The organism is Candidatus Amarolinea dominans, assembly GCA_016719785.1.
In the GTDB taxonomy this organism is placed as follows: domain Bacteria; phylum Chloroflexota; class Anaerolineae; order SSC4; family Amarolineaceae; genus Amarolinea; species Amarolinea dominans.
Genome location: JADJYJ010000031.1, coordinates 242,339 through 267,683 on the forward strand (window position 1 = coordinate 242,339; position 25,345 = coordinate 267,683).

19 protein-coding genes and 1 pseudogene are annotated in these 25,345 nt (G+C 62.9%); 5 read left to right on the forward strand and 15 right to left on the reverse strand.

The features are described from left to right. Window positions 1-77: 77 nt before the first annotated feature. The 15 genes and pseudogenes from IPM84_25005 to IPM84_25075 form a co-directional block, all read right to left on the reverse strand. Window positions 78-1,742, reverse strand: coding sequence for a ribulokinase (locus tag IPM84_25005; protein ID MBK9095954.1), 1,665 nt, complete (start codon window positions 1,740-1,742; stop codon window positions 78-80). A gap of 19 nt (window positions 1,743-1,761) precedes the next feature. Further along, complete coding sequence (locus tag IPM84_25010; GenBank protein MBK9095955.1) at window positions 1,762-2,358, reverse strand: aldolase; 597 nt, start codon at window positions 2,356-2,358, stop codon at window positions 1,762-1,764. A gap of 81 nt (window positions 2,359-2,439) precedes the next feature. Continuing rightward, window positions 2,440-4,224 (reverse strand): aldehyde ferredoxin oxidoreductase family protein, encoded by a 1,785-nt coding sequence (locus tag IPM84_25015; protein MBK9095956.1) that lies wholly within the window; start codon window positions 4,222-4,224, stop codon window positions 2,440-2,442. Window positions 4,225-4,253: 29 nt separating this feature from the next. Further along, window positions 4,254-5,078, reverse strand: coding sequence for a class II aldolase/adducin family protein (locus IPM84_25020; protein ID MBK9095957.1), 825 nt, complete (start codon window positions 5,076-5,078; stop codon window positions 4,254-4,256). Continuing rightward, window positions 5,068-6,163 (reverse strand): annotated as a pseudogene (locus IPM84_25025) (DUF4432 family protein). The gene IPM84_25020 and the pseudogene IPM84_25025 overlap by 11 nt, the downstream one beginning before the upstream one ends. Then, a complete protein-coding gene (locus IPM84_25030) occupies window positions 6,160-7,653 on the reverse strand; it encodes a rhamnulokinase (protein MBK9095958.1) in 1,494 nt (497 codons plus the stop codon). Before IPM84_25030 ends, IPM84_25025 begins: the two are co-directional and overlap by 4 nt. Before the next feature lie 69 nt (window positions 7,654-7,722). Then, window positions 7,723-9,441: a hypothetical protein gene (locus tag IPM84_25035; protein ID MBK9095959.1), complete on the reverse strand. Its 1,719-nt coding sequence runs from the start codon at window positions 9,439-9,441 to the stop codon at window positions 7,723-7,725. Window positions 9,442-9,926: 485 nt separating this feature from the next. After that, a complete protein-coding gene (locus tag IPM84_25040) occupies window positions 9,927-10,892 on the reverse strand; it encodes an ABC transporter substrate-binding protein (GenBank protein MBK9095960.1) in 966 nt (321 codons plus the stop codon). A gap of 144 nt (window positions 10,893-11,036) precedes the next feature. Next, a complete protein-coding gene (locus tag IPM84_25045) occupies window positions 11,037-12,038 on the reverse strand; it encodes an ABC transporter permease (GenBank protein MBK9095961.1) in 1,002 nt (333 codons plus the stop codon). 3 nt (window positions 12,039-12,041) lie between these two features. Further along, complete coding sequence (locus IPM84_25050; protein MBK9095962.1) at window positions 12,042-13,586, reverse strand: sugar ABC transporter ATP-binding protein; 1,545 nt, start codon at window positions 13,584-13,586, stop codon at window positions 12,042-12,044. Between the two features lie 30 nt (window positions 13,587-13,616). Then, entirely contained in the window at window positions 13,617-15,782 is a 2,166-nt protein-coding gene (locus tag IPM84_25055; protein MBK9095963.1) for a substrate-binding domain-containing protein, read from the reverse strand. Window positions 15,783-15,986: 204 nt separating this feature from the next. After that, entirely contained in the window at window positions 15,987-16,772 is a 786-nt protein-coding gene (locus IPM84_25060) for an SDR family oxidoreductase (GenBank protein MBK9095964.1), read from the reverse strand. A 10-nt stretch (window positions 16,773-16,782) separates the two neighbouring features. Next, on the reverse strand, window positions 16,783-17,364 hold the full coding sequence (locus IPM84_25065; protein ID MBK9095965.1) for a hypothetical protein: 582 nt from the start codon (window positions 17,362-17,364) through the stop codon (window positions 16,783-16,785). A gap of 32 nt (window positions 17,365-17,396) precedes the next feature. Then, on the reverse strand, window positions 17,397-18,179 hold the full coding sequence (locus IPM84_25070; GenBank protein MBK9095966.1) for an enoyl-CoA hydratase/isomerase family protein: 783 nt from the start codon (window positions 18,177-18,179) through the stop codon (window positions 17,397-17,399). A 21-nt stretch (window positions 18,180-18,200) separates the two neighbouring features. Beyond that, window positions 18,201-18,731 (reverse strand): flavin reductase family protein, encoded by a 531-nt coding sequence (locus IPM84_25075; GenBank protein MBK9095967.1) that lies wholly within the window; start codon window positions 18,729-18,731, stop codon window positions 18,201-18,203. 272 nt (window positions 18,732-19,003) lie between these two features. Between IPM84_25075 and IPM84_25080 the strand changes: the two genes are divergently transcribed. The 5 genes from IPM84_25080 (at window position 19,004) to IPM84_25100 (ending at window position 25,129) form a co-directional block, all read left to right on the forward strand. Continuing rightward, the gene (locus IPM84_25080) at window positions 19,004-20,758 is read left to right on the forward strand and encodes an ABC transporter ATP-binding protein (protein MBK9095968.1); all 1,755 of its coding nucleotides are present in this window, start codon (window positions 19,004-19,006) and stop codon (window positions 20,756-20,758) included. 114 nt (window positions 20,759-20,872) lie between these two features. Next, the gene (locus IPM84_25085) at window positions 20,873-21,388 is read left to right on the forward strand and encodes a site-specific DNA-methyltransferase (GenBank protein MBK9095969.1); all 516 of its coding nucleotides are present in this window, start codon (window positions 20,873-20,875) and stop codon (window positions 21,386-21,388) included. After that, window positions 21,388-22,224 carry a hypothetical protein gene (locus IPM84_25090; GenBank protein ID MBK9095970.1) on the forward strand — a complete coding sequence of 279 codons (837 nt, stop codon included), beginning with the start codon at window positions 21,388-21,390 and terminating at the stop codon, window positions 22,222-22,224. The genes IPM84_25085 and IPM84_25090 overlap by 1 nt, the downstream gene beginning before the upstream one ends. Before the next feature lie 63 nt (window positions 22,225-22,287). After that, window positions 22,288-23,133, forward strand: coding sequence for a restriction endonuclease (locus IPM84_25095; GenBank protein ID MBK9095971.1), 846 nt, complete (start codon window positions 22,288-22,290; stop codon window positions 23,131-23,133). A gap of 127 nt (window positions 23,134-23,260) precedes the next feature. Continuing rightward, complete coding sequence (locus IPM84_25100; protein MBK9095972.1) at window positions 23,261-25,129, forward strand: ABC transporter ATP-binding protein; 1,869 nt, start codon at window positions 23,261-23,263, stop codon at window positions 25,127-25,129. Window positions 25,130-25,345: the final 216 nt, after the last annotated feature.

Genomic DNA, 25,345 nt, shown 5'->3' on the forward strand with positions numbered 1-25,345 from the left:
CCACGAATGACACGAATTCACACGAAAACGAAAAACCAATTCGTGAAAATTCGTGAAATTCGTGGCGAAAACTGCTCCTACATGCTGCGCAGCTTGAGTTGGCGCAGGGCTTTCAACGGCGAGTCGGCGCGGCGGCCAAACTGATCCACCAGGCGGCTGTACTGCCGGTAGAGCACCTCATAGACCGCGGCTGCGCCTGCGTCCGGCTGATAGGAAGCGGCGGGCACGCTGGCCATCGCCGCCACCGCGTCGCCCAGGCTGTCGAAGCCGCCGGCTGCCGAACCCGCGGCCGTGGCGCCCAGCATCGCCGCGCCCAGGCCGGTCGCCTGCTCTGTACCCGCCACTTCGATGGGCCGGTTCGTCACATCGGCATAGATTTGCATCAGCAGCCGGTTCTTGGTCAACCCACCGGTCGCCACCAGGCGCTCCACCGGCACCCCCTGGCTCGTGAAGGTCTCGATCACCAGCCGCGTGCCAAACGCCGTGGCCTCGATCAGGGCGCGGTAGACCTCTTCGGGCTTCGTGTTCAGGCTGTAGCCGAAAATCACCCCGGTCAGGTCTGCATCCACCAGCGGCGTGCGGCAGCCGTTCCACCAGTCCAGCGCCAGCAGCCCGCTGGCGCCGGGCGCCAACCGCGCCGCCCTGGCGCTCAACAGCTCGTGCAGACTCACGCCGCTGGCGCGCGCCTCATCCTCATACGCGGCCGGCGCGCCATGCTCGACGAACCAGGCGAAGATGTCGCCCACGCCGGCCTGCCCCGCCTCATAGCCGAACAGTCCCGGCACGATGCCATCCTCCACCACGCCGCTGATGCCTTCGGCCAGCGCGGCCTCGCGGCCCAGCAGCATGTGGCAGGTGCTGGTGCCCATAATCATCCCCAGCACGCCCGGCGTCCCCACGCCCATGCCCAGCGCGCCCGCGTGCGCATCAATCATCGCGACGCCCACCGCGACGCCGGCCGGTAAGCCCAAGCGGCCAGCCCAGGCCGGCGTTAGCCCACCGGCGTACGCGCCGGCCGGCAGCACCTCCGCGCTGAGCTTTTCCTCGACCACCGCGGCGAAACGCGGATGCAGCGCGGCCAGAAAATCAGCCGACGGGTAGCCCTCGCCCTTTGTCCAGCACGCCTTGTAGCCGGCCGCGCAGGCGTTGCGCCGCTCCTGCCCGCTGAGCTGCCAGACCAGCCAATCGCCGCCCTCGATGATGCGACTGGCCGCATCGTAGACCGAGGGCGCCTCCTCCAGGATGGACAGCGCCTTGGGCAGCAGCCACTCCGACGAAACTCGGCCGCCGTAGCGGGCCAGGAACGCTTCGCCACGCGCAACCGCCACCTGGTTGAAGCGGTCGGCCTGCGGCTGCGCGGCGTGGTGCTTCCACAGCTTGGGCCAGGCATGAGGCGTCTCGCGCCAGGCCGGCAGTTGGCACAGCGGCGTCCCGTCCGCGGTTGTCGGCAGGATCGTGCAGGCGGTGAAGTCCACGCCGATGCCGATGACCTGTTCTCCGGCCACGCCGGCCGCGGCCAGCACCTGCGGCACGATCGCTTCCAGCACGGTCAGCCAATCGGCCGGATTTTGCAGCGCCCAGTCTGCGCCCAGCGCGCGGCGTGAGCCTGGCAAATGTTCATCAATCACACCGTCCGCATAGTCACAGACGGCCGTGGCCGCAATCAGTCCATCCGTGCGCACCAACAGCGCCCGCGCCGACTGCGTCCCGTAATCGAGTCCGATGGTGTATGTTCTGTTCACGATGCCCCCATTCCCCACCCTACCACTTCGTATACGCGTCGCTGCCCTTGCGATACTCGATGAACGGCTCGTTGATCTGCCGGGCGTAGACGCTGATCTGGCAGGCCTCTTCGAGTACGGAGGACCAAAAGAACGCTTCGTCGAGGGTCTGGCCGATGGCAAAGCTGCCGTGGCCGCGCAGCATGACGATCTTGTACTTCGACAACGTCTGCGCCACGTTCTTTGCCATCTCCGGCGTGCCGGAGGCGAACTCCTCGTAGATCACCGGCACCTTCTTGAGCAGATAGGACGCCTCGTTGTCAATCGGCACGATCTCATCGCGGGAGAGCGAATAGGCGATGGCCGCGCGGGGGTGACAGTGAACGATCGCCAGCGCTGGCGTGGCCTTGTAGACGGCGCGGTGAACCAGCAGCTCGGTGGAGGCCAGCGCCACCCCGCTGTCGTTGCGCTCCAGGTCGGTTTCCACCAGGTCGTGCGGCTGCAGGCGGCCCAACATCGCGCCCCGCCGTTTGATGACCAGGCGATCGCCCAGGCGCAGGCTCAAGTTGCCGCCGTGCGAGCTGATCAGGCCGGCCACGTACAGATCACGGCCAATCTCCTGGAATTGCTTGAAGATGCGTTCGTCAATCATAAATTGCTCCCTACCCCGTCGGTCATCGCCTCCGGCGTGATTTCACCGCCTATCATCACATACGGGTCACGCGGTCAACTTCTCCAACCCCAACTCGGCCAGCTTGGCCGGTTTCGGCACGCCGGCCGCGTCCCAGCCGCGCGTCCGATAATACTCACGGCGCATCTGCTCCAGCTTCACCGTCCAACCGGCGCTGGGGCCGGCCGGCGCGGGTTCTTCCAGCAGGCGCCTGGGCAGCGTGTCGTCCGCCGCGGTGAAGCCCTCGCGCAGGTTGTACAGGCGCTCCAGGTTCCAGATGCGTTCGCCGGCCCGGATCAGGTCGCCCGTGGAGTAGGGCAGCCCGGTGACCGCGCTGAGCACGCGGGCGAAGTATTCATCGGCCACCGCCATGTTGGTGAACTTGCACAGCACCAGCGAGTCAATCGCGGCCGCGCTGTTCTGATGCAGCGTGACGTAGGCCGACTTGCCCTGCACCTGGAAGCGGTCAATCAGCTTGGGCAGGCCGAGCACCTCCAGCCCCAGCATGTTGCCGCGCATGTGGCAAGCGCCGCGGTTCGAAGTGGCGAAGAGCAGGCCCTGCCCCTGCATGCCGCGCGGGTCGTAGGCCGGCAGTTCCAGCCCCTTGACGCTCATCGAAAGCTCTGGCGCGCCGTACTTCGCGGCCAGGCGCCGGCTGCCCTCGGCCATGTCCGCGCCCAGGCCGCGGCGCAGCGCGATGTCTTCCACTGCCCCCGCCAGCAGGTCGGCCCGGCCAAAGCGCAGATCGCTGTCCACCAGCCCGCGCTCGCTCAGTTCCATCAGGCAGCCGATGGTGGAGCCGACCGAGATGGTGTCCAGGCCAAAGTCGTTGCACAGCGAGTTGGCTTCGATGATCGCGGCCAGATCGCCGATACCGCACTGTGCGCCGAACGCCCAGACCGATTCGTACTCCGGCCCTTCGCCTGCCACCTTGTCGGTCTTGCTGATGCGCGTACAGGCGATGGGGCAGGCCCAGCAGGCCGCGTTGTCCACCAGGTAGCTGTCGCGCAGCGCCTCGCCGGAGATGGCCTCCGCGTGCTCAAACTGCACGGCCTGGAAGTTGCGCGTGGGCAGCGCGCCGATGGCGTTGATCAGGTTCATCACCACCGCGGTGCCAAATTCTGGCAGCGCCTGGCTGGTGAGCGGGCTGGCGCGCAGCATCTTGCGGCTTTCGTAGAGCAGGAACTTGAACCGCTCATCATCTTCGATCTCCGGCCGCGTCTTGCCTTCCACCACAACCGCCTTCAGATTCTTGCTGCCCATCACCGCGCCGGGGCCGCCGCGGGCCAGGGCGCGTTCGCCATCGTTCATGATGGCCGCCATCAGCCCCAGGTTCTCGCCAGCCGGGCCGATGCACAGGACATTGCGCCGGTTGTTGTTCTGCCCCAGGCGCTGCGTCACCTCTTTCACGCGCAAACCCCACAGCGGCGCCGCGTCCTGGATGCTCACCCCCGCCGGCGTGATTTCGATGAAGACGGGATGATCGGCGCGGCCGCGCACGATCAGCACATCGTAACCGGTCTTCTTGAACTGCATGCCCCAGAAGCCGCCGCTGTTGGCGTCAAGGATCGTGCCCGTCAGTGGACTCTTGGTGCTGACCGAAAAGCGATTACTGGTCTGGTAGCCGGTTCCGGTGAGCGGGCCGACGGCGAAGATCAGGACATTCTCCGGCGCCAGCGGCGCCACCTCCGGCCCCACCAGGTCCCACAGCAGCCGGCCGCCCAGGCCGCGGCCGCCGAGAAACTGCTGCGCCATGTCCATGTCCAGCGCATACGTCTTGGTCTCCCTGTTGGTCAGGTTGATATCTACCACGCTGCCGTTCCAACCATTCATCGCCCATTACCTCTTTGTTCTGGCATAAATCAAAAATAGCTCTGCTTGACATTGAACGCGGCCGCGATGGCCCTGATCTCCTCGGCTGTCAAGCCCTCGGCGCGGTTGCCGTTGACCAGGTTCATGAACTCGTAACGCGCCGCCGTCTCCACGTATTCGATGCGGTCAGCGGCCCGTTTCACCGATTGGTCCGAACGCGCCACAAGGCCGTGCTTGCACCACAACACCACCGGATGATCGCGCAGCGCGGCCAGCGTCGCGGTCATCAGATCGGCCGAACCGGGCGGGAAGAAAGGCGCAATACCCAACCCTTCCGGCAGGGTGATGATCGTCTCTGGCTGCCAGCGCAGCAGATGGCGGTTGAGATAGGTCTCGTCACGGTAGTCGGCAATGTGGCTCAAGTGGACGATATGCACCGGCTGCGCATGGACGACCGCATGGAAGTTGGTGCCCGAACGCCGAATCTGCTGGCGATGCACGGCCAGGTGTGAGTTGAACTCGCTGGTCAGCCGGGCAAAGAGCCGCCGCTGGGAGGTGTAGAGCGCGCCGGTAGCGCCGCCCTCGTTCACCACCAGCGCGCCCAGGTTGGCGGCCGGGTCGTGAATGATGTCGCGCAGTCGCCGGCCCGAACCGGTGACCAGGAACAGCCGGCCGGCCAGCTCAGGCACGGCCTCGGGCAGGGCGATGGTCTCGGCCTGCGGGAAGATGCGCCGCGGCTCCAGCGGCCAGCCGATGTAAACTGAGATGTTGCCGGCCGCGCCCTCCGAGGCTTCGATCTCGGACAGGCGCTGGCCCGCTTCGCCAATCGCCGCGATGAGCTCGGCAAGGTCTGGGTAAGGTACTTCAAGTGCCATGTGTTGTCGTTTCTCCTATTTTTTCGATCAACCGCGCCGCCTCAGCGGGCGCCAGGTAGCCGGCCGTCATCTCGAAGCGCAGCGCTGCGCCGCCGGTCAGTTGCCGCACATGCCCCTTGGCCTTCTCAGCCGTGTACCCTTCCGGCTCGGCCGTGGCAGGCAAACACAGCCCCAGCGCGTCCTGGTCAGCGGTGCGGCTGATCCAACGCACGCCATGATCGAGCTGCGCCGGCCGGTGGGAGACGATGTCGGCCGATCCGTCGGGGTGAACCTGCAGGGAATGCGCCCAGCCGTCCGCATCGGCCAGATAATCAATGAAAAACACCACCTCAGGATCGAACGCCAGGCCGGGCGCCAGCACATGGTGGCGTTCGGGATGCTGCGCCAGCTCCTCCAGAAACTCAGCGTACCCGGCCGGCGGCCTGATGTGCGACGGAATGCTGCGGCGCACGCGCACCGTCTGCGGCGTGCAGGCCGCGCTGTAGATCAAGCGCCCGTTGTCCACCGGCCGGAAGTTGATGTGCGCCAGGTACATCGTCTCCATCGGCGTCCGCTTGCGGTTCTCGATGGTGATCGAAATGAACGCTTGTCCGCGGCCCGCGACCAGGCGCACCTCCGGCCGCGCCACGTAGTGATGGCTGAACGCCATGATATGTTCGTACTCGCCGCTCAGCCCCAGGTACGCCCCCTGCGCATCTTCCCCCAGCACCAGCCAGGCGCGCTCGTAGGGCGCATTGGGCAGTTCACCATGCAGCGGATGGCTATCGTGTCGCGCCGGGGACGCCCATGGCCGTTGCGCCGCAGTGAATCAGGAACCCGCCGTAGGTCTCCAGATAATTGCGCGTCGGTCGCGGCGCGCTGAACATGGACTTCATGGTCAGATCGCGACCGCCGAACGCGGCCGACCAGATCTGTTGACCCTGGAACGGCAGCATGACCAACTCGCCCAACTCGTTGCGCAGCCGCAGCGCGCAGACGCCGCTGTCGTAGCGAAACGTGCTGGCCGTCAGCGGCCCACATTCCACCAGCAGTCGCTCTCGCTCGCCAAAGACGGCGGGTGTCAAATGAACGTTCGTTCGTTTCATGTCAACGCTTCCAGGCGACCGAGCCGCTCATCCCGGTCGGGGCGCGGCCGCGGTTCGAACGCCTCGACTTCGAAGGAGCGGCGCACGAGATCGCGACCCTCGGCCAGGGAGGCCAGGGCGCCGGTCGCCAGCATCTGCATCAGGATGTTGCCGATGGCGGTCGCTTCCACCGGCCCGGCGATGACCGGCCGGCCGGTGAAGTCGGCGGCCAATTGATTGAGCAGGCGGTTCTGGCTGCCGCCGCCCACGATGTGCAGCGGCGCGGCCGTCCGGCCGGTCAACCCCTCGATGCGCGCCAGCGTGCTGCGATACTTCAGCGCCAGGCTCTCATAGACCACGGCCGCCAGTGCGCCGGCGGTATCTGGCACAGGCTGGCCCGTGCGTTGACAAAAGGCGCGCACACGGCCGGGCATATCGCCAGGGGCTGCGAACTCGGCCGCGTCCACATCAATCACGGCCGTGGCCGGCATGGCTGCCCCGGCCGCGGCCACGATCTGATCCCACGACAGGGGGCGACCCGCGGCGGCCCAGGCGCGGCGACATTCCTGGATGATCCACAGCCCGGTGATGTTCTTCAGCAGGCGCACGGTGCCGCACACGCCGCCTTCGTTGGTCACGTTGGCGACCAGGCTGGCCGCGTTGATGACCGGCGCCTGCGTTTCGACGCCCAGCAGCGACCAGGTGCCGGAGCTGAGGTAGGCGTGATGCGCGCCTTCTGCCGGCACCGCGGCCACCGCGCTCGCGGTGTCGTGACAGCCCGGAGCCACAACCAGCACGCCCTGCGCGCCGGTTTCCGCGGCCACGTGCGGCAGCAGATCGCCCAGGACCGTGCCCGGCTCCACGATGGGCGGCAGGATGTGCGTCGGCAGGCCGAGCCGCGCCAGCAGGTCAACGGCCCATTGACCGCGGTAGGGATCGAGAAACTGCGTGGTGCTGGCAATGGTGCGCTCGCTCAGCGCCCGGCCCGTCAGCCAGTAGTTGAGCAGATCGGGCGTCAGCAGCAGGGTGGCGGCCGCGGTCAGGCCGGGGTCCTGGCGTTCGGCCAGGGCCAGGAGCTGATAGAGCGTGTTCAACTGCATGAACTGAATGCCGGTTGCGGCAAAGATCTCCTCGCGTGGCACGCGACGGAACGCAGCCCCCATCATGCCATCGGTGCGGCTGTCGCGATAGTGGTAGGGGTTGCCGAGCAGTTGGCCGCGGCCATCCAGCAGGCCAAAATCCACCCCCCAGGTGTCAATGCCCAGGCTGGTCAGCGGGCCGTTGCCGGCGGCCGCGGCCCGGCGCAGCCCCTCTTTGATCTCGGCGAACAGGCCCAGGATATTCCAGTGCAGACTGGTTCCCCCGTCGGCGCGCGGCAGTTGCACCGGCCCGTTGGCGAAGCGGTGCAGCTCGACCAGCGTCAGGCGTTCTCCGTCGAAGCGACCGACGATGGCCCGCCCCCCCGAAGCGCCGAGGTCAAGCGCAAGGTAATTGCGTGTAGACCGGTTCACGGTTCTCCTCGATCGGGAAAGCCTTTGCGCCCCTGCGCCGTGGCGTCTTTGCGTTTGGGCTTTTTCGTGTCAAAGCTTCCGTCCCAGCATCAGCTTGGCGTTGTTTTCACCACCGTTGGCGGCGTAAAGCAACGGCAGCGGCCGATCCACCCCTTCGATGAACGCTGGGCGGGCGCTCCAGTTGGCCTGCGACAGGACGCAGTTCAAGTCCATCCAGTATTGCAGCCGTGCCGGGCTGAGTCCCTGCACCATGTGAAAATGGTTGGCCGGCGGCAGATGCTTGTACTCGCCCATCGTGGCGTACTTGGGCACCACAAACGTGTGCGGCCATTGCGGCGTGGTGGCTTTGCACAGCGCGGTGGCGAGCGGTTCGGGCACGCCGGCCGAACTGGCCTCGTCCCAGCTCATACTGAAAATGCCGCAGAGATCGCTGAAAGTCAGGCGCCCGGCAATACCGGTCAGGCCACCCGGCGAGATGAAGGTGACCGAGTTGCCCATGCCGGGGAAGTAGCCGGAATCGGCCAGCGGCATACTGACGGCGGCCATGATCTCGTCCACGCTGGCGCCCGGCGCCGCGGCCCAATCGAACGACGCACTGCCAGAGTTATCGCCATCCACCAGGCCCTTGTTCGCCCAGGTCGCGTCGGGCAGACTGAAATCAAGTTTCTGCGCCAGCGCCTTCAATTCCCACGGCTCCCACACCTTGCGGAAATCCATGAAGAGGGGCGGAGCGCCGCCGGTCAAACCGGACATGAAGAGCATGGTGAGCAGCCCTTGCATGTCGGCCTCGGTGGCGAAGGGGACCGGCGTCTTGCGGCCGTTGTGATCGAAGGTCGAGTTGAAGAAGGACTCCATGGCGTCGGCCACCGGCAGCGGAATACCCCGCAGATCGGAGCCCCATTCGAGCTGGCTCATGAAGCCGCCGCCCACCGCGTTCAGATCAGTCAACAGATTGCGCGTGATCAGGTAGAGCGCCAGGCTCTGATCGAACCGGTCCGAGTCCACCTGGTCGCGCAGTTCCAGCCGTTGGCCCAGGTGATGATCCACGAAACCCCGCAGCGCCTTGAGTTCGGCCGCGTCATAGGCTTTCCTGGCGAGCATGTCGGAGAGCAGCTTCATGTCCAGGCGGGTGATTTCCACGCCAAACTGACGCCGCGTGGGGATGACGTGCGCGAGCGCGGTTTCCATGCCCATGCTGTCATGGCCGAAGATGACCACGCGGCGCCCCTTCAGCGCCTGGGTAGTCACGGCCGCGTAGGCCCAATCCACCAGCGCCTGCGCCGTGCCCTCGCTCATCGGCGGGTTCATGCCGCTGTCAGGCCATGAGCCTACGTTGAGGTGCGAGAGCTTGCCGTACTGCGCCAGCGCGCCGTTGACCGCGTGCGCAAAGACGACCCCAGGTTTGGGGCCGGAATTTCCACAGGTGAAGTTGATCGGGGTATCCCTGGGGAATTGAGCGAGCAGCGAAATCACGCTGAGCTGCGGAAAGGCCCAGGTGTCGGGTGTACAGACCAGGATCTTGACGCCGGCGTCCTGAAACTGCTTGGCGACCGCATCCGCCTGCGGTTCGCCGTCCACCAGGGTGGGCGACCAGACGACTTTGACCGCCGAGCCGTCAGGAAGTTTGACCCGATCGGCCAGCATGTCAGCCACCATCTGGCAGATGTTGCGGCAGCGTTGGCGGCTGGCGGCATCAATGCGCGGGTCGCCGGCCACGAACACGCCGATCGCGGGGGTGTTGTGCGCGACTACGGGGACAGAATCGGAAAGAGCCATCGCTTTTTGCATGGTTGGTCTCCCTGCAATTGTGTCGTTGTCCATGAGCCATTTTTGTCAGTAGGGCGAGCCGCGGCTCATGGCCGCCGAATGAATTCGGGGCGAAGGGGCGTTCCGCCGGGCGTCCACCTGCGTGGACGCGCTGGTCGGCGCAGGCCGACCTGGCGGCGGAACGCCCGTCAGGCGCGATTTCAATCGCTCTCCCTGACGATGCGAAGACGCCGCCGAATGAATTCGGGGCGAATGGGCGTTCCGCCGGGCGTCCACCTGCGTGGACGCGCTGGTCGGCGCAGGCCGACCTGGCGGCGGAACGCCCGTCAGGCGCGATTTCAATCGCTCTCCCTGACGATGCGAAGACGCCGCCGAATGAATTCGGGGCGAAGGGGCGTTCCGCCGGGCGTCCACCTGCGTGGACGCGCTGGTCGGCGCAGGCCGACCTGGCGGCGGAACGCCCGTCAGGCGCGATTTCAATCGCTCCCTAACGCTCTCCCTGACGATCAATCGTACAGGAGCGGCTTCATCTCTTCCGAGTCCACGTTGGTCTTATCCCACCACTTGAACCCGGTGTCAATGTTCTTCTCGACCTTCTCGCCCTTGATCGCCTTGACCGCGGCTTCGACAGCCTTGTAGCCGATGCCGACCGGGTCCTGGGTGATGGCGCCAGCCATCAGGCCATCGCGCACAGCCTGCTTTTGCAGCTTGCCGGCGTCATAGCCGATCACCACGATCTTACCGCTCTTGTTCATCTCCGTGACCGCGTTGATCACGCCGACGGCCGAGCCTTCATTGGCGCCGAAGAAGCCCTTCAGATCAGGATTGGCCTGCATGATCGCCTTGGCCAGGTCGGTGGACTTGGCATGGTCGCCGCCGCCGTACTGCACATCCACGATCGTGATGTTCGGGTACTTCTCCTTGATGCGATTGACGAAGCCATCGCGGCGGTCAATGCCGGTGCGGCTGGTCTGATCATGCACGATGACCGCGATCTTGCCCTCGTTGTTGATCAACGCGGCCATCTTGTCCGCGGCAAACGCGGCCGCGGCGATGTTGTCGGTGGCGGCCGTTGCGACCGGGATATCGCTGTCCACGCCGGAGTCGAAACCGACAACCGGGATGTTGGCGGCCTTGGCCTTCTCCAGCAGCGGGATCAGGGCCTTGCTATCGAGCGCAGCCAGACAGAGCGCCTTGGGGTTCTTGGCGAGCGCAGCCTCCACCATCTCAACCTGCTTGTCAACCTGGCTTTCTGATTCCGGCCCTTCGAAGGTGATCTTCACATTGTAATCCTTCGCGGCCTGCTCAGCGCCCATCTTGACGGCCTGCCAGAACTGATGCTGGAAGCCCTTGGAAATCACAGGGATGTAAATATCCCCGGAGGCGGCTGGCGTGGGGGCGGCGGTCCCGCACCCGGTCAGCAGCGATGCAACAACCAACAGGGTCAGTACAACGAACCAATTCTTCTTCATACGTTCTGCTCCTTCTGTGTGCAACGAAACTTATTGTCAAGCCCACAATGGGCCTCAGGGATGCTCAAGCATGAATTCCAACCGCTCATCACTTGAACGATCCCCTAACAACCAACAGAGTATTGCCGTCACCCCTGCCCGCGCCTACGTGTTCCGGCGCCGCACGATGTCGGCGTACACCGCGAAGATGACGATCACACCGGTCACCACCATCTGCCATTCCTGCGGCACAGCCATGATGCGCAGGCCGTTGGTCAGCGTGCTCATGATGAACGCGCCGATGATGGTGCCCAGGATGGTGCCTTCACCGCCGCTCAGCGAGGTGCCGCCAATCACCGCCGCGGCGATGGCGTCCAGTTCATAGCCGGCGCCCAACGCGGGCTGTGCGGAGTTGAGGCGCGCGGCCATCAGCACGCCGCCTAAACCGGCGAACAGGCCACAAAGCGAGTAGACGGCGATCTTCCATGTGTCCACATTGACGCCGGAGAGGCGCGTGGCCTCTTCGTTGCTGCCCATCGCAAAGGTGTAGCGGCCCAGGATCGTCTTGCTCAGGATCAGGCTGGCCACCAACGCGGCGCCGAAGAGAATCAGCACGGCGTTGGGAATATCAAAACCGGGAATGAGGCGGCCCAGGATGGACCCCATCGCAATCTGGTTGAACGCGGGGGTATCGAGCAGATAGACCGGCTTGGAGTGTGACAGGATCAGCGACAGGCCTTTGGTGATCATCATCATGCCCAGGGTGGCGATGAAGGGCGGGATCTTCATCTTCGCGATGACGATGCCGTTGACCATGCCGCACAGGGTGCCCGCCAGCAGGCCACCGATGACGCCGACCCCTACCGGCAGTCCCAGGTCAACGATGAACACGCCGCTCATCACCGCGGAGAAGGTCAACACCGTGCCGATGGAGAGATCAATGCCGCCGGTGACAATGACAAAGGTGACGCCCAGGGCCAGCACGCCGTTGACCGCGGTCGAAAGCAGAATGGCGACAACGTTGTCGAACTGGCGGAAGTAGGGCGATGCCAGCGAAAAGCCGATGAAGATCACGATCAGGCCGGCAAAGGCCAAAATCTTCTGCATGGCGTCGGGGCGGATCAGCACTCGTTTGGCGGTCGTCGCAGGTGTTGTCTTGCTAGTCATGGCTCAACCTTCCTCGCTTGCGGTCGTCGCCGCGGCTGCGTCAACAATACTGCCGCGCTGCGTTGCATATTTCATGATCCGTTCCTGCGTGGCTTCAGCCGCGGTCAGCTCACCGGTGATCCGACCCTCGCACATCACCACGATGCGATGACTCATGCGTAGAATTTCGGGTAGTTCCGACGAGATCATCATGATGGCCTTGCCCTGCTGCGCCAACTCGTTCAACAGCCGGTAAATCTCGCTCTTGGCGCCGACATCAATGCCGCGGGTCGGCTCGTCGAAAATCAGAATGTCAGTATCGGCGGTCAGCCACTTGCCGACAATGACTTTCTGCTGATTGCCGCCGGAAAGGTTGCGCACACGCTGCCTGAGTCCGGGCGTCTTGATGGCCAACGCCTGGACGTGCTCCTGCGCCGTCTTGTGAGTCCGGTTCGTGTTGACCCAACCCAGCCCGTTGATGAACTTACGCAGCGAGGCCAGGGCAATGTTGGTTTCCACGTCCAGGCCCAGCGCCAGGCCGTAGCGTTTGCGATCCTCAGACAGATAGGCGATGCCATGCCTGACCGCGTCGCGCGGATGCCTGATCTGCACCGACTGGCCCTTGATGACCATCTGGCCGGAATCGTACGGGTCGGCGCCGAAGATGGCGCGCGCCACCTCGGTGCGACCGGCGCCCATCAGCCCGGCAAACCCCAGGATTTCGCCCTTCTTGAGGCGAAAATTGATGTCGCGCAACACCCTGCCCCGATTCAGGCCCTTCACTTCCAGCGCGATATCCTGGCTGGGCCTTTCCGGCAGCTCCGGGGTGGACTCGAAGATCGTGCGGCCCACCATCAGGCTGATGATCTGGTCAATCGTCACTTCTTTGGTGTTGACGGTGTCAATCGTGCGGCTATCGCGCATCACCGTGATGCGATCGGAGATCTGTTTCAACTCCTCCAGGCGGTGCGAGATATGCACGATGCCCACGCCCTTTGCCCGCAGTTGGCGCACGATACGGAAAAGATCGTCTATTTCCGATTCCGTCAGCGCGGCGGTCGGCTCGTCCATGATGAGCACTTCAGAGTTGAACGACAGGGCCTTGGCAATTTCTACCATCTGCTGCATGGCGACGGTGAGATCGGCCACTTTCGTGCGCGGGTTCAGTTTCAGGTGCATCATCTCGAAGAGCTGCTCGGCCTTCTTGTTGGTCGCATCGTCGTCTACGAGGAAGCGGACGCCGCGCCGCGGTTCGCGGCCGATGAAGATGTTCTGCGCCACGGTCAGGTGCGGCATCAGGTTCAATTCCTGGTGAATGATGCTGATGCCCAAGTCCTGCGCCGCGCGTGGGTTGGGGATGTCCACTTCCTGGCCCCTGTAATAGATGCGGCCCGCGTCCTTGCGGTAGACGCCGGAGAGAATCTTCATCAGGGTGGATTTGCCTGCGCCGTTCTCACCGACCAGGGCATGCACCTCGCCGGGACGCAGTTCGAAGTGCGCCTGATCCAGCGCATGAACGCCAGGAAAGCTCTTGTCAATCCCTTCCATCACCACGAGGGTTTCACTCATGCGTCGTCCTCCTTGCCCTGATGTGACAATCTACGGCTGGGATCGCGGCCGGGTCGCTTCGATCATCGCGACGAAATTCGCGGGCGGGATAGCGTCCGAAATTCCGCGGGGCGAACCGGGCACGTAGCCTCCCTGCCCCGCCAAGCGCCGGCACGTCTCGGCAACGGTCGCCTCGATCTTCTCACGCGGTCCTTCGATCAGCAGAGTTTCGGAGATGCCGCCCATGAGAACCAACCTGCCCGCCCAGGCCGCGTGCAGCGCATCCAGGTCATTGAACGCCGGATCCAGGCCGTGAATTGCCCGGAAACCGGCCTGCTGCACAAAGGGCAGCGCGGCCGCCACCTGACCGGTGGAATGAAGCACCGCGGGCACGCCGTGCTCCAGCACCGGGGCAATCAGGCGTTGCAGGCGGCCTGGCGCCAGTTGGGCAAATAACTCCGGCGGCAAAGCCAAACCCTGGTCGTTGGCCACGTCATCGGCGATCAAGACAAAGGCCAAATCATCGGCGAAACGATCGCAAACAGCGCGGATCAGGCGTTCACCATGCGCCGCCAGCAAATCCATCACCCGCTCCAGGAGAGGCAAATCAGCCGCGCCGCGGCCGTTCAACGAGCGCAGCGCATTGGCAAAACAGCCGCTGAAACTGGCGAAGACCCCCACGCCGGCGCCTTGCGCGGCCCGCAGATAGCGCTCCAGTTGGCCCAGTTGCCAGGCCAATGGCGCAGGCTCCAACCGCGCCATATCGGTGACAGAGACGACAGCATCGTCAGCCCAGGTTTCGGCGTGCCAGGCAAACTCGCAGCCAATCGCATCCAGGCCCACATGCTGGGCGAACTCGACCTGCGCCTCAGGAGGCGCAGCGAAGGCGCCGGAACGGCCGGCCGCAACCTCCTGTTTCAGTGGTCGTTCCAACACATACTCGTACACATTGCGCCCACCGATACGCAGCTCCACGCGCGGCGGACGATCTGCCTCACGGAAATTGAACACCTGCCGTAGACGGCCCAGATCCGGTTTGTCCGGCGCCAGCGGCGCCGTGCGCCGGCCGTGGCGCCGGCGTCCATCGGTCGTGCGGCCGGCTTCCAGTCCCGCCAATCCAGCAGATTCCTCCGGCGCCAGTGGCTTGACCAGGAACTCCCTGGGGGGGACGAGACCCTCCAGGGGCAGACTCAGCGTAGAATGTTGAGGCTCTTTCAAGGTGCTGCCACACGAGTAGCGCACCACCATGCGCACCGGCAACACCACACGCCGCGGCTTCAAGGGTACGGGCGATTCCAGGCGGCTCAGCAGGAGTTGGGCCGCGTTGGCCCCCATGTCGTAGGCCGGCTGCGCAATGACGGTGAGAAAGGGGAAAAACTTGACGGCGTGAGGTAAATCGTCGAAGCAGACCAACGCTACATCTTGTGGAATGCGCAGGCCCAGTTTGCCCAAGGCCCCGATTACACCGATGGCGATGGCGTTGTTGGCCGCAAAGATCGCCGTCGGCGTGTTGCCCTCACGCCAGAGCTGGTTGGTCAGCTCATCACCGGCTCGCCAGTTGAAGCCCCCCCGGCGAATCAAGCACGGGTCAGGTTCGATGCCGGCATCTGCCAGCGCCCGGCAGTAGCCAACGATGCGATCCTCGGCTGTGGGCGCGCCCTCCGGCCCTGACAGCATGGCAATGCGGCGGTGGCCGAGATCAATCAAGTGACTGGTCAAGGCATAGGCGCCAGACAAGGAATCGCCATACACCATGTCCAGGTCCCAGCCAATGATGCGCCGATCAATCAACACGGTCGCGATGCGATGATTGCGCAACGGCGCCAGCTTGGCCGCGTCGGCGTCACAGGGCGCCATGATGACGCCATCCACGCGGCGGCTGACGATGACATCCAGGTAGCGCTGCTGCTTGACCAGATCCTCATCGGTGTTGCACAACAGAACGGAGTAGCCCTGACTCTGCGCCGCGTCTTCAACCCCACGTGAGACCGTGGTCCAGAAGGCGTTGGTAATGTCTGGCACGATCAGCGCCAGGGAGCGAGTGCGCTTGGAACGCAGGCTGCGCGCCGCGACGTTGGGAACATAGCCGAGATCGCGCACCGCCTGCTCCACCCGTGCGCGGGTGGTCACATTGACGTTGGGCGCCTCATTGATCACGCGCGACACCGTGACGGTTGACACTCCTGCGCGTTTGGCTACATCAACAATCGTCGCCACATTCCCCCCAGGCTGGCTGCACTGGCGTCCTCATGATAAGGTTATCATGGTAACGTTTTCATAGATAGGATTTTATCATGCCGGTGCGAGGCTGTCAAATTGCTCTTCGGCCGGGCGACTGTAAGTCGCTGCAACGGCTGCGAAGCCCACCTGCGTGGGCTGGGCGCCTCTTTGGTGAAATTCGTGCCATTCGTGGCAAGAAAATCACCCCTGACTCCAACGTCGCACCAGGCGGTCGGTCAGGCGGGGCGCCAGGCGTGTCAGCCAGTGGATTCCCCACGACTGCCAGTTGACATAGACCAGGAATTGATCCCCGTCCAGCGCACGGCGGATCGCGCGCGCCACCTGTTCCGGCGTCAGCCAGGGAAAATGCCGATAAATGGGCGGGGGGTCAGGAAGATTCAGAACCAACGACGTGCGGATCGTCGGTGGACATACCACTGCGATGCGCACGTCGCTCTTTTGCAGCGCCAATTCATCGCGCAGGGTCTGAGCAAAGCTGAGCACGGCCGCTTTGCTGGCCGCGTACGCGGCAAACTGCGGAAACGAACGCAGCGCGTTGATGCTGGCCAGGGTGATGAGACGCCCACGCCCACGCGCCATCATGCCAGGCAGCGCGGCCAGGCAGACATGAACCGTCCCCAGGTAGTTGGTTGTCATCTGTGCGTGGAAATCGGCCGGTGGTGTGGCCTGAACAAAGCCGGTACGCAGAATGCCGGCCGCGTGGATGACCGCGGCTAATGGCCCCAGGCGCGCCTCCGCGACGGCGACGAGCGCCTGCACCGCGGCAGCGTCGGTGACATCCAGCGCCCAGCAAGCCACCGTGGCCTGGTTGCCCAGGGCGGCTGCCACGCCAGACAGCGCGGCACCATCGCGATCCACCAGGGCCAGGTGCGCGCCTTCGGCCGCCAGAAGCTGGGCACAGGCCCGCCCCACACCGCCGGCCGCCCCGGTGATGAGGATCGTTTGCCCATGCCAGGAGGTTGGCATCAGCGGCCGCTCATGGCTCGCCCTGGCGCAGGCGATGCAGAAGGCGGCGCCGGCCGGCCAGGTGATCTTGCGCGGTCGGGTCGTTGCTGCGGATATGATCTTCCAGGCTGCGCTGCGCTTCCTGGGGCAGGAGCAATTGGCGTTGAGCCGCAAACACGGCGCCCGCGGCGGCGTCATCGGGCGCCTGCACAAAAGCCATCAGGGCCTGGGCCAGCGGCGACAGAGCCATGCCAGCCTTGATCTGGCGCAACCCCGCCAGGCGCAGGCGCACGCTTTCGGCAAAATCGGTTTCTTCGGCCTCCTCTGCCTGCGCGATGACCTCGTTGACCGTTTCGCTGAAGCCCTCCTCCAGAATGAACGGCGCCTGGCCGGCGAGCGTTTGCAGGGCGTCGAAGTCAGGCGCGCTCAAGAACGCCAACAGCGCGGCCTGCACAATCTCATCCTGGTATTCAGCCAGGAAGCTCATCCAGGCGGCGCGCAGGGCAGGGTCGCGATCGAGCGCCGCAGGCAAATCGGTGGTGTCACGGACACCGGCAGCGGCCAGGCGCGCCTGCAAATCGGCGGGTAGGCTGGCAGGAAGTGGGCTGGGCATCGTGCTGCTCCTCGTGAACGGGGTGGTCGCGCTCAACGCCCCGTGAAAACCGGGGCGCGTTTTTCGAGAAAGGCTTGCACCCCTTCGCGGCTGTCCGCGGTGGCGCCGGCCACGTCCTGGAGAACGGCTTCAACTTCCAGGGCTTCGGCCAGCGTGCTGGTCAGCGCCTGGTTGAAGGCACGCTTGGTCAGCCCCAACGCACGGGTGGGCGCTTCGGCCAGGCGCCGCGCCCACGCGGCGACGGTCGCCTCGAACTCCTCCGCGGGAATGACACGGTTGACCAGACCCCAGGCCAGGGCATCGGCCGCGCTGAGGCGATCGCCGGTGGTCATCAACTCCAGGGCGCGCGTGGGGCCGATCAAGCGCGGCAGCAGCCAGGTGGAGCCGCTGTCCGGGATGAGGCCAATCCTGATGAAGGCCTGGATGAAGCTGGCCCGGTCGCTGGCCAGGCGAAAATCGCCAGCCAGGGCGATGCTCATGCCGGCCCCGGCCGCGACGCCGTTGATGGCGGTGATGACCGGCTTCTCGATGGTGCGCATGAGCAGCACCAGGGCATTGTAACCGCGGCGCAGGTGATCGCCGATGCTGACATCGTCGGACCGATGCTGCAAGTCCTCCAGGTCCTGCCCTGCGCTGAAGCCGCGGCCGGCCCCGGTGAGCACAATCACCCGCACATGCTCATCCTGGGCGGCCTGGTTGAATGCCTCAAGCATTTCGTGCGTCATTCGCTCGTTGAGCGCGTTCAACTTCTCCGGCCGATTGAGCACAATCGTCGCGATGGCGCTCGTCACCTGGTAGTGGATAGTCTCGAACATGATCTCCCTCTCTCCGCTGATTTACATGTCCCGGCGGGGCGGAGCCGGATGTTCTTTCGTCACATCCAACTGGTAGTAACGCCCGCCGTAGAAAAGGAGGGGCGAGCGTGGGGGTTCGCCTTGATGCAGGGCCACGACGCGACCGACGATGATCCAGTGATCGCCGCCCTCCAAAATCTCATGTTTGACACAGGCGATCGCGGCCAGCACGTTCTCCAGACGCGTCATGCCCATCTGCGGTTGCTCTTTCCAGCCGGCAAATTGGAACGGTGGCGGTTCAGGCTCTTTCCAGCCGCCGGCAAAGAAAGTCGAGAGCGATTCCTGATCGGCGCGCAAGATATTGACCGTAAAGGTGGATGCTTCCTGCAGCAGGCCGGCCATGCGGGCTTTCTTCCCCACAGAGGCCAGCAGGAGCATGGGGTCGAGCGAGAGCGAGGCGACTGCGTTCGCGGTCATGCCGTGAACCTCACCCTTGATCTCGGTCGTTATCACGGTGACGCCGGTGGCAAACAGGCCAATGGTGTTACGAAAAGCACGGGAATCGGGAGTCATGGATGATTCAGTCATGGATCCTTCACTCAAAGCACGAACAACACTTGAGGTCGAATGGGTGAGGCGTCACAGCCTCAGATCCTGTGATGCGCTAAGGCTATTTTACCAGACCCGTGCCGGAACGCTAAAATAGGTCGAACAACCTGTGTCGGGAATTTGGAATTCCTGTTGGTGGGCAGCCAGCGTTGCAGGCAGGGGCGTGGCTATGGTATACTCTCCCGACGCGGCGAACGCCGTTCTGAACCTTCTGCTTGGGGATTCTGGGAGGCAGCGTGAGTAAGCGCGAGTTCAAGCTCGAAAATGAATACCGGTTCAACCGCGGTGGGCCACTGCGTTGGATCATGTCGCACCAACTGCGCTATGCCTGGTTTCCTTTGCTGGCAATTGCCGCGGCCGCGCTGAACAATTTCTTCTACAGCAGCATCCAGGTTTATGTGGGACGCGGCTTCGATGTGATTTCCACGCCAGGCTGGCAACTGCCGGCCCTTTTCTCATTGGCGTTGGTCATCGCCGGCTCGGCAGTCGGTCAGGGCTTGACCGGCCTCACCCGCAACTACGCGGTCGAGTTCCTGGCGCAGCGGGTGGAGCGCGACGCACGCGATGAACTTTATGTCAGCCTGTTGGGCAAGAGCCAGACATTCCACGGGCGCCAGCGCATCGGTGACGTGATGGCGCGCGCCACCAATGATGTGCATACCCTCAACCTGATGTTCAGCCCCGGGGTCATGCTCCTGACCGATTCGGCCATGGCCGTGGTCGTGCCAATCGTGCTGATCGCCCGCCTGCGCAGCGAACTGCTGCTGGTGCCCTTACTTTTCTTGGTGGCCCTGGCGCTCACGATCTATGACTACAACCGGCGGCTCAGTCCGGTCAGCCTGGCCATGCGTGACCAGTTTGGCACGCTCAACGCCGGCCTGACCGAGGCCATCACCGGCATCGAAGTGGTCAAGGCTAACGTGCAGGAACGTTTCGAGTGGGAAAAGTTCACACACAATGCGCGGGTTTACCGCGACCACTTTGTGCGCCAGGGCGAGATTCAGGCCCGCTACCTGCCGATGCTCATGTTCAGCCTGGGCTGGGCCGGGGCATTTGTGCATGGGATGCTGCTCTGGCACGCGGGCGCGATCACCCTGGGTCAGGCCCTCGGCTTCATCGGCCTGTTCAGCACCCTGCGTTTCCCCACGTTCATCTCGATCTTCAGCTTCAACCTGGTGCAACTGGGCATCGCCAGCGCGCGGCGCATCCTGGCCATCATCAACACCGAAACCGACCTGGACGAGAACGTAACCGGGTTGGCGCAACCGATGCGCGGTGAGGTGGTTTTCGAGAACGTCAGCTTTGGCTATGACGGGCAGCCTGTCCTGAACAACATCAGCTTTGTGGCGCATCCGGGCGAGACCGTGGCTATCGTCGGTCAGACCGGTTCCGGCAAGACCACCCTGACGCGCCTCATCAACCGCATCTTCGATGTCGAGCGCGGCCGGGTGCTGGTGGATGGCGTGGATGTGCGCGACTGGAGTCTGGAGGCGCTGCGCTCGCAGATTTCAACCATCGAGCAGGACATCTTCCTCTTTTCACGCACGCTGGCCGAGAACATCGCTTTCGGGGTTGCCGACGCCAACCAGGCGACCATCGAACACGCGGCGCAGGAGGCGCAGGCGCACGATTTCATCCAGAGCTTCAGCCTGGGTTACGACACCGAAGTGGGCGAGCGCGGCGTCACCTTGTCTGGCGGTCAGCGCCAGCGCATCGCCATCGCCCGCGCCTTCCTGACCAACCCGCGCATCCTGATCCTGGATGACAGCACCAGTGCGATTGACAGCGCGACCGAGGACCAGATTCAGCAGGCCATGCGCCGCATCAGCCGCCAGCGCACCACCTTCCTCATCACGCACCGGTTGAGCCAGATTCGCTGGGCCGACCGCATCCTGGTCCTGCGCCGCGGTGAGCTGGTGGACCAGGGCACGCACGAGGATCTGCTGGCGCGCAGCGCCGATTATCGGCGCATTTTTGCGAGGTATGAGTAATGGGCAAAACGCGAATCATCAATAGCTTTTTCGTTATTGACCTACCAGCCACAATGACTGCAACTGTGAGAGTCGGAGTTTGACTGTTAATGATAATCCTTTGAGAATCGCAACATGACGGTAACGCAATTGATCTTTCCTTTCGCTCCCCCCACAACTGAACCGCAGCCAATAGAGGACTCCTGCAAAGAAGCGCTGCTTTGGGCATTGTCCCAAGATTTGGGATTTCATGACGAAGACAGCAGTTATGCCTCGCATACATTTCATTCGTTTCCAGCTAAATTTCCTCCTCAGTTGCCGCGGCTCTTCATCCAGACGCTGACGCGTGCCGGGGATGTTGTGCTCGATCCAATGGCAGGTTCTGGTACGACGGTTGTTGAGGCGTTCCTTGCTGGAAGACAGGCGATTGGCTTTGACATTGACCCGCTCGCTCTCTTGTTGACGCAGGTCAAGGTAACGCCGATTGATTACGATGAGACCAAGCGCATTGGGCATCATGTCATTGGCGAAGCCAGTCGTGCGGCCAAGGAAAACGCTGTGCAGTTGATGGAGTTTTTTGGTCTCAGCGGGATGACAAAACACGCGAGTTTATTGATTATTGGTTTGCACGAGAAACTCAGGTTGAGTTGATGGCCCTGTTACGCGAGATTAGAACCGTTGCGGATGACGCCACCCGCTCATTCCTGCTTCTGGCCTTTTCCTCGATCATTATTACGAAGTCGGGTGGAGTATCATTGGCTCGCGATCTGGGTCATACACGACCTCATCGCGCCAAAGTTATTTACGCGCCATCCGGAGCGCTACTGGAAGGGAAGAGCTTTGTCGAAACCGGGACTCCAAACCTGCAACACCATATCAAGATGCTACGGTCACCTGTCGAGGAATTCGCAAAACGGCTGCGGAAAAACCTCGATGGCATCAATGAATTGGGGCCGGGATCAAACCATGCACAGGTTCGGTTAGGAAACGCACAGGCAATGCCGCTTCCAGATGGGACAGTTGATCTCATCGTGACTTCTCCACCGTATGCGTCCAACGCCATTGACTATATGCGAGCGCACAAATTTTCGCTGGTATGGCTAGGGTATCCCGTCGAGGAATTGAGCCAGCGACGCCGTGACTACATTGGTGGAGAGGCTATCGTAGAAGCACAATTCGAGCAACTTGCACCTTATACAGAGGCGATAGTCCAGCAGATCGCTCAGTTGGACGCACGTAAGGGTCAAGTGGTACGACGCTACTACTCTGAAATGACACGCACATTTCGGGAGATGTATCGTGTACTCAAACCTGGTAGAGCAGCTATTATTGTTGTCGGAACCTCGATAATCCGCAACAAGGATATCGAGGTTGGCGCATGTTTGGCTGACATTGCGCGTTCGATCGGGTTTGAGGTGCCGCAAATCAGTGTGCGGATTGGATCGCGATCGCCGTATGATGCCAGCGGGAAACCATGTAAATCGTGAATCTCAGATTCAGCAGCGAATGCACGAAGAATACGTATTAGGCCTTTGGAAGCCGGAGTAACGATGAACACCATACTTCAATTGCGGCAAACATATCACCGAAACCTTTGCCACAGCGTGATCTACCAGAAACAAGGAAACAAACCGAGTATCGCTGACGTAGCGAGTGATTTGAGCGTCTCGCTAGCACGCCAACTGATGACGAATATTCAGATACCGGTCAGTGGCCGCGAGATACCTGGACAGACCGCCGGTAAGCAGTTTGAAGTTGTGACGCGTGATTTTCTACGCGACGCTTTCAGCTTGCTTAATCATCTGCGGCCAGGTGACTGGCAATTTTCCCTGGAAGGCGCGATCTCCCAGTATGCCCAGTATGAACATATCGCCAGATTGAGCGAGTTGATCAAGAACTCGCCCGAATTGCGCACGTCGCTGGGCGATTACGTCGTGACGCCCGACATTATTGTGGCGCGGGCGCCCGTATCCGATGCTGCCATCAACGAGCACGGTACGATTGTAACCGCCGAAGGACAACCACGTTTGACTCCTTTGCGCGCCGATATCATTGACAAGGCTAAGCCTATCCTTCATGCCAGCATCTCGTGCAAATTGACCCTACGCAGCGATCGTTCGCAAAATGCGCGCACGGAGGGCCTCAATTTGATCCGCAACCGCAAGGGTGGAACTCCTCACATTGCCGTTGTTACCGCGGAGCCGATGCCATCACGCATTGCGTCATTGGCACTCGGCACCGGCGACATTGACTGCGTTTATCACTTTGCCCTCCCTGAGTTGACAGCCGCGGCCAGGTCAATCGGAAACGAAGCCGTTACCGATACGCTCAATGAATTGATTCAAGGCAACCGACTACGGGATATTTCCGACTTGCCATTTGACCTGGCCATCTAACGACAACCGCCAGTCGGCGAAAAGGAGCTGGCGGATGCAAGCGCCGACATTGCGTTATATCTCCCTGGCCGAAATCGTTTCCCGGCGCCACGAAGATTCACGCCTGGTGTCAAGAAAGAGTTGAATTATGGGTTTTGTTCTTGATGGCCTCGACAGCGAGGCCTACGACCGCAACTATACCGATCGCGATCTGATTCGCCGCATTGCTGCGTACTTCCGCCCGTATGCGCGGCAGATGGCGCTGATTGCTGCGGCCATTACGCTCAACTCGGCCGCGGGCAGCGGGGGGCCGATCATCGTCGCCAACGCGATTGACGGCCTGACGCGCCAGTTCTCCAACGAGAACCTGTTCCTCTTTGCCGCCGGCATCCTGTTGCTGGGCGTGACAGCCTGGACGTTCAACTACATCCAACAGCTTTTCTCGGCGCGTGTCGTCGGCAGTGTGGTGCTCAAGCTGCGCCAGGATGTCTTCGACGCCACCATTCAGCACGATATGTCCTTTTATGATGACCACCCGTCAGGCAAGGTAGTCAGCCGCGTCACCTCTGACACCCAGGATTTCTCCGAAGTGGTGACGTTGACCGTCAACCTGATCAGCCAGGTGCTCGTGGTGTTGTTTCTGGCCGTCTGGCTGCTGCGCATTGACCGCTGGCTGACGCTGCTGTTGTTCGGGATGGCGCCTGTGGCCGTCATCATTGCGCTCGGCTTTCGCCGCATTGCGCGCACGGTGACGCAGCGGGCGCGCCGCGTCACAGCCAAGATCAACGCGCAGATCCAGGAATCCATCAGCGGCATCATGGTCGCCAAAAGTTTTCGGCAGGAGCCGGCCCTGTACGCGACCTTCGACGCGAACAATCGCCAGGCCTACCAGGTCGGCCTGCGCCGTGGTCTGACACTCAACACCATCTTCCCGATCATGGGCATCTCCTCCGGCCTGGGCGTGGCGCTGCTCTTTTACCTGGGCGGCCAGGCCACGCGCAGCGGCGCGGTCAGTCCAGGTAGTTGGTACCTGTTCATGCAGGCGGTGGGCTTCTTCTGGTGGCCTTTGATCAACATCGCCTCGTTTTGGAGCCAATTCCAGGACGGTCTTTCCTCAGCCGAGCGCGTCTTTGCCCTGATTGACGCCGCGCCGAAGGTGGTGCAGACCGCCGCCGAACCGGTGTCCCAGGTTGCGGGGCAGATCGAGTTTCGCAATGTGCGCTTCACCTACACCGGTACGGAAACGGTGCTGCCGGCGTTCTCCCTGACCATTCGCCCGCGCGAAACCGTGGCCCTGGTAGGGCATACCGGCGCGGGCAAGAGCAGCATCGCCAAGCTGATCACACGCTTCTATGAATTTCAGGGCGGACAGTTGCTGGTGGACGGCCGTGATGTTCGACATTTCGACCTGGGAGCCTATCGCAGCCATATCGGCCTGGTGCCACAGGATCCGTTTCTCTTTTCGGGCACGGTGGGCGACAATATCCGCTACAGTCGCCCCACGGCCAGCGATGATGAGGTCAGGCAGGCGGCGACGGGCATCAGCCACGGCGATTGGCTCAACGACCTGCCCTTTGGCTTGCAGACCGACGTGGGCGAGCGCGGCGCCAATCTCTCCATGGGCCAGCGCCAACTGGTGGCCCTGGCGCGGGTATTGCTCAAGAATCCGGCCATCTTCATCCTGGATGAAGCCACGGCCAGCGTTGACCCCTTCACCGAAGCGCAAATTCAAGATGGTCTGGACGCGATCATGGCGGACCGCACGGCCATCGTGATTGCCCATCGCCTGTCAACCGTCAAACATGCCGATCGCATCATCGTCATGCGCCAGGGCCAGATCATCGAAGAGGGGCGTCACGACGACCTGATGCAGGCCGGCGGACACTACGCCGAACTGTACAACACCTATTTCCGTCATCAGTCCCTGGCTTACATCGAGCAGTTGGCCGCCCGACCCGACGACCACGACCTGGTCGAATCAGAGCGGCTCGACCCGGTCGCTGTCGCTCCATCATAAGGCATCCAAATGTCGCCAGATTCGTCATTTGTATCGTTATCTTCGTCTGCCACAATGAGGCTGTGGTCAGAAATGATCGCAGCCTCCCGCAAGAAAGAGCTTGATGATCTGTACAGTCCCCTGCCAGAATGGCCGGTAACAAGCGCTGGCTGTGATCCCCCGATAAAATCCAAGTGAATACAAAACAAGAGGCGGTCTCGCTGAGAGACCGCCTCT